The organism is Chloroflexota bacterium, assembly GCA_026713825.1.
Lineage (GTDB): Bacteria > Chloroflexota > Dehalococcoidia > Lucifugimonadales > UBA1127 > UBA1127.
In genome coordinates this window covers 1-1,985 of the sequence record JAPONS010000106.1, presented here as the reverse complement: position 1 = coordinate 1,985, position 1,985 = coordinate 1, and the positions used below count along the sequence as shown (strand labels likewise).

3 protein-coding genes are annotated in these 1,985 nt (G+C 62.7%); 2 read left to right on the top strand and 1 reads right to left on the bottom strand.

The annotated features are described in order from the left end of the window. The coding region (locus OXC99_12140) for a methylmalonyl-CoA mutase family protein (protein ID MCY4625733.1) at positions 1-554 on the bottom strand (554 nt) is incomplete at its 3' end. A 75-nt stretch (positions 555-629) separates the two neighbouring features. On the opposite strand from OXC99_12140, the gene OXC99_12135 reads away from it, so the two are divergent. Both OXC99_12135 and OXC99_12130 read left to right on the top strand, forming a co-directional pair. Further along, a complete protein-coding gene (locus OXC99_12135; protein MCY4625732.1) occupies positions 630-1,607 on the top strand; it encodes a hypothetical protein in 978 nt (325 codons plus the stop codon). Between the two features lie 31 nt (positions 1,608-1,638). Next, positions 1,639-1,985 (top strand): AAA family ATPase (locus tag OXC99_12130; GenBank protein MCY4625731.1); only part of this gene is annotated, 347 nt, incomplete at its 3' end.

The window sequence follows — 1,985 nt, the reverse complement described above, 5'->3', positions numbered from 1 at the left end:
TGCGTCGTGCCGCCGATCCCGGCGAACGGCGCGCCCTGCTTGCGCGCGACCGCAAGGTAGAGCGCGAGCAGCATCGGCGCGGTGGCGTTGATGGTCATGGAGGTGGTGACGTTGGCGAGCGGGATGCCGTCGAACAGCGCCTCCATGTCGGCGAGGCTGGATATGGGCACGCCGACCTTGCCGATCTCGGCTCGCGCCATGTCGTGGTCGGCGTCGTAGCCGGTCTGGGTCGGGAGGTCGAACGCTACCGAGAGGCCGGTCTGTCCCTGCGAGAGCAGGAAGCGGTAGCGTGCGTTGGAGTCCTCGGGCGTCGAGTAGCCGGCGTACTGGCGCATCGTCCAGAGGCGTCCGCGGTACATGGACGGCTGCACGCCGCGCGTGAACGGGTACTCGCCCGGGTAGCCGAGGCCGTATTCGTTCGCATCATCCGGGCCGTAGAGCGGCGCGGCCTCGATGCCGGACTCGGTGGAGAAGGCGGGCTTGCGCTCCGGCACACGCCGGACGACGGGCCCGTACGTCTCGCGTTGCCAGCGCTCGTAGGCGTCGTCGGTCATGGGGTTAGTGTACAGGGTGAAGGGAATGTGATGGTGTTAGGATGGCGCGAACATCCCGTTCGGAGGACTGCTGCTGTGCTGGACGATTTGGTGGGCACGATAAGGGCCCTACAGAAGCGGCTCAAGGAGCACCAGAACTACTTCAGATCAGGGGGTGAGCAGGAAATGAGAGCACGGGTTGCTCTCATTGACCCCATGCTGCTTGCGTTGGGTTGGGATCCTGCTGACCCGGGCGTAGTGGAAGTGGAGCCCAAGGTGAAGCAAGTGGGCTGGGCTGACTATGCCCTCATGAGTAAGGGTAACGTTGTTATGTTCGTCGAGGCGAAGAAGCTCAGTGAGGACGTCGACAAGCATGTTCAACAAACGATCAACTACATGGGTCACGAAAACATCGGCCGTTCGCCCAAGGTCCAGTATTGCGCAGTGACGAACGGTGACACATGGAAGGTCTATGGCACAAGCGAACAAGACTTCGTCATGGACGTCTCGATTCTGAGCGAAAGTCCAGAGAAGGCTGCTCTAAAGCTCTTGGGGCTCTGGCAACCGAACTACGAGATTGGCGGGTTCGATGTTGGCAGAGAACCGTTCCTAGTCGAATACGGCAGTGCGGGAACAGTGCATGACCCGGCGCCGGCACCAGCACCTGTCGCCGACCCATTGTCAGTAGTCTCGCCGCTACCTCCGGGCTGGACGCCCCTCAGTCAGGCTCCCGAACCGACGAACAAGCCTGCACCGAAGGCCATACATCTGCCCGACGGCGAGCGAACACTGACAGCTTGGAGGGGAGTACTCGTGCAGATCGCGCTCTGGCTGTACAGAAAAGAAGTACTCACGCCGAAGAACTGCGAGGGCGTAAGGCGCGGCAAGAAGGTGGTATTCAGCACTAGTGGGATGCATCCAGACGGAAGCCCATTCAAGAGTGCAGTGCCGTTAGAGGACACTGGAATCATTTTGGAGGCCCACCTAAGTGCTAGCGAAATCGTGCGCCTAGCCTTAAGGGCCTTGAAACACTTTGACCAAGACCCGTCGCAGGTATCTCTCAAACTCTCGTAGCCTGCTCCCCATGCGCTAGAATCGCGGCGGGATGGCCAACGAACGCATCGTCTCAGGGGCAGCGCGCGAGGAAGACCGGGGTGCGGAGGGTGGACTGCGCCCGCGGCGCCTCGCCGAGTACATCGGCCAGGAGCGGGTGAAGGAGACGCTCACCATCTCCATGGATGCCGCCATCCAGCGCGGCGAACCGCTGGACCACGTGCTGCTCTACGGTCCGCCCGGCCTCGGCAAGACGACACTCGCCAGCATCATCGCCGCGGAGATGGGCGCAAACCTGCGCATAACGGCAGGCCCGGCCATCGAGCGCCCCGGCGGCATGGCATCGCTCCTCCCCCAACTGAAGGGCGGGGACGGGCGGCTCATCGACGCGCTAAACCG